The sequence below is a fragment of the Mycobacterium sp. 852002-51057_SCH5723018 genome (assembly GCF_001667035.1).
GTDB lineage: Bacteria > Actinomycetota > Actinomycetes > Mycobacteriales > Mycobacteriaceae > Mycobacterium.
Genome location: NZ_LZIR01000130.1, coordinates 1 through 3,022, shown reverse-complemented (window position 1 = coordinate 3,022; position 3,022 = coordinate 1). Strand labels below are relative to the sequence as shown.

The following is a 3,022-nucleotide window of genomic DNA, read 5'->3' as shown; positions in this document are numbered from 1 at the left end:
TTCATCACCCAGTTGGGTCGTAACTTCCAGGTGATCTACGAGCAGGCCAACTCCCACGGCCAGAAGGTGCAAAGCGCCGGCAGCAACATGGCCAGCACCGACAGCGCCGTTGGGTCCAGCTGGGCCTAACCCCAACTTCAGGCGCGGCAGCACACCACACATCGGTGTGCTGCCGCGTCCTGCGGTTTCCGACCACTTCGACCACTGAGGGTATTGATGGACCAACAGAGCACCCGCACCGACATCACCGTCAACGTCGACGGGTTCTGGATGCTTCAGGCTCTGCTCGACATCCGACACGTCGCGCCGGAATTGAGGTGTCGGCCGTTCGTCTCGACCGATTCGAGCGACTGGCTGAACGAACACCCCGGAATGGCGGTGATGCGCGAGCAGGGCATCGTCGTCGGCGACGAGGTACAGGAACAGGTCGCCGCTCGAATGCGGGTTCTCGCCGCGCCAGACCTCGAGGTCGTCGCCTTGCTGTCGCGCGGCAAGCTGCTCTATGGCGTGGTTGAAGACGAGAACCAGCCCCCCGGCTCCCGCGACATCCCCGAAAACGAGTTCCGGGTGGTGCTGGCCCGTCGCGGGCAGCACTGGGTGTCGGCCGTGCGGGTGGGCAGCGACATCACGGTCGATGATGTCGCCGTCGCCGACAGCGCCTCCATCGCGTCGCTGGTTATCGATGGTCTGGAGTCGATCCACCACGCCGAGCCCGCGGCCATCAACGCCGTCAACGTCCCGCTGGAGGAGATGCTGGAGGCGACCAAGTCCTGGCAGGAGTCGGGCTTCAACGTCTTTTCGGGAGGCGATCTGCGTCGCATGGGCATCAGCGCCGCCACAGTGGCCGCGCTGGGCCAGGCGCTGTCAGATCCGGCGGCCGAAGTCGCCGTCTACGCCCGTCAGTACCGCGACGACGCCAAGGGGCCCAGCGCCTCGGTGCTGTCGCTCAAGGACGGTTCCGGCGGCCGCATCGCGCTCTACCAGCAGGCGCGCACCGCGGGTTCGGGAGAGGCGTGGCTAGCCATCTGCCCCGCCACGCCCCAGCTGGTGCAGGTCGGCGTCAAAACCGTGCTGGACACGCTGCCGTACGGCGAGTGGAAAACACACAGCAGGGTTTGACACCAGTGCGAAACACAAACTTTACGTATGCTTTTGCCCATAACATGCGGTCGGGACGCCAAGACTGCATACTTCTCTAGAACCATCAGCAAATCTTCAAAGCAGTGTCACCACAACTCTTTAGCGCAAGGCGAGGCAGATGAAATCCGAATTGGTCGAGCTGCACCTCCCGGGAGGCCGCGGCGCCTCGGCACGTAGGTCGACGGCGGCACCGGCGCGGCTGGCGGCACGGGCTTACTCAATCACCATGACAGGGGGTGCGGGTCGATGACCGCAGTAGCTGAGTCCCTACAGGCAGAAATCGAGGGCATCTCACAGCCTCGGGCGGTGGTGGTCGGCGTCATGGCCGGCGAGGGCGTGCAGATCGGCGTCCTGCTGGACGCCAACGCACCGGTTTCGGTGATGACCGACCCGCTGCTGAAGGTGGTGAACAGCCGGCTGCGGGAATTGGGCGAGACGCCGCTGGAGGCCACCGGCCGTGGCCGGTGGGCGCTGTGCCTGGTCGACGGCACGCCCCTGCGTGCCACCCAGTCACTGACCGAGCAAGACATCTACGACGGCGACCGCTTGTGGATCCGGTTCCTCCCGGACACCGAGCACCGTTCGCAAGTCATCGAGCACATCTCCACCGCGGTCTCGGCAAACCTGAGCAAGCGATTCGCCGCGATCGACCCGATCGTCGCGGTGCAGGTCGGCGCGTCGATGGTCGCGATCGGGGTGACCGCCGGGTCGGGCTTGCTGGGTTGGTGGCGCTGGCACCACAATTCGTGGCTGCCGACCGCCTACGCCGCGGTCATCGGCGCCCTCGTGTACACGGTCGCCATCCTGCTGGCGATGCGGGCGAAGACCGATTCGGATCGCCGCGTCGCCGACATCCTGCTGCTGAGCGGCCTGGCGCCGCTGGCTGTCGCCGCGGCGTCCGCGCCGCCCGGCGGCGTCGGTTCCCCACAAGCGGTACTGGGCTTCGGCGTGGTCGCCATCGCTGCCGCCCTCACGCTGCGCTTCACCGGTCGCCGCCTCGCCATCTACACCGCACTCGTCACGATCAGTGCGGTGGCGGCCATCGCGAGCCTGGCCCGCATGGTCGCCATGACCAGCGCCGTGACGAACTTCGCCTGCGTGGTGCTGGTCTGCGTGCTCGCCTACCAGGCCGCGCCGGCCATCTCCCGGCGGTTGGCCGGTATCCGGCTGCCCGTTTTCCCGTCGGCCACCAGCCGGTGGGTGTTCGAGGCGCGCCCGGATCTGCCCACGACCGTGGTGCGCGCCGACGGCGGTGCTCCGGTCTTGGAGGGTCCCGCGTCGGTCCGCGATGTGGTGCTGCAGGCCGAGCGCGCCCGCTCGTTCCTGACGGGTCTGCTGTTGGGGCTGGGCGTGCTGATGGTGGTGTCGCTGACCGCAGTGTCGGACCCGCACACCGGGCAGCGCTGGCTGCCGCTCCTGCTGGCCGGCTTCAGCGCCGGATTCCTGATGCTCCGCGGGCGCTCCTACGTCGACCGCTGGCAGGCCATCACCCTGGCCGCGACCGCCGTCATCATCGTCGCCGCGGTGGTGATCCGGTACGCGCTCGTGCTGCAGTCGCCGCTCGCGGTGTCGATCAGCGTGGGGATTCTGGTGCTGCTGCCCGCGGCGGGCCTGACCGCCGCGGCGGTCGTGCCCAACACCATCTACAGCCCGCTGTTCCGCAAGTTCGTGGAGTACATCGAATACCTCTGCCTGATGCCGATCTTCCCGTTGGCGTTCTGGCTGATGAATGTCTATGCGGCGATCCGTTACCGCTAGCGGCAAGGTGTGGCGTGGGGGGGGGGGGGGGGGGGCGCCCCCGCCCCCCCCCCCCCCCACCCGGGCGGCCGAGCGGCGCGACGGACACCCACCCGCGGGCGGCGACGCCCCGGCCGGCCACCGC

The 3,022-nt window shown here is 68.2% G+C and carries 2 protein-coding genes and 1 pseudogene; all 3 read left to right on the top strand.

Going from position 1 to position 3,022, the window contains the following annotated elements; genetic code table 11:
* Window positions 1-129: pseudogene (locus A5764_RS26975) on the top strand (type VII secretion protein EsxI); the annotation flags it as partial.
* An 87-nt stretch (window positions 130-216) separates the two neighbouring features.
* Window positions 217-1,119, top strand: a complete 903-nt coding sequence (locus A5764_RS26970) for an ESX secretion-associated protein EspG (RefSeq protein WP_067120000.1) — start codon at window positions 217-219, stop codon at window positions 1,117-1,119.
* A gap of 267 nt (window positions 1,120-1,386) precedes the next feature.
* Entirely contained in the window at window positions 1,387-2,898 is a 1,512-nt protein-coding gene (gene eccD, locus A5764_RS26965; protein WP_067119997.1) for a type VII secretion integral membrane protein EccD, read from the top strand.
* Window positions 2,899-3,022: the final 124 nt, after the last annotated feature.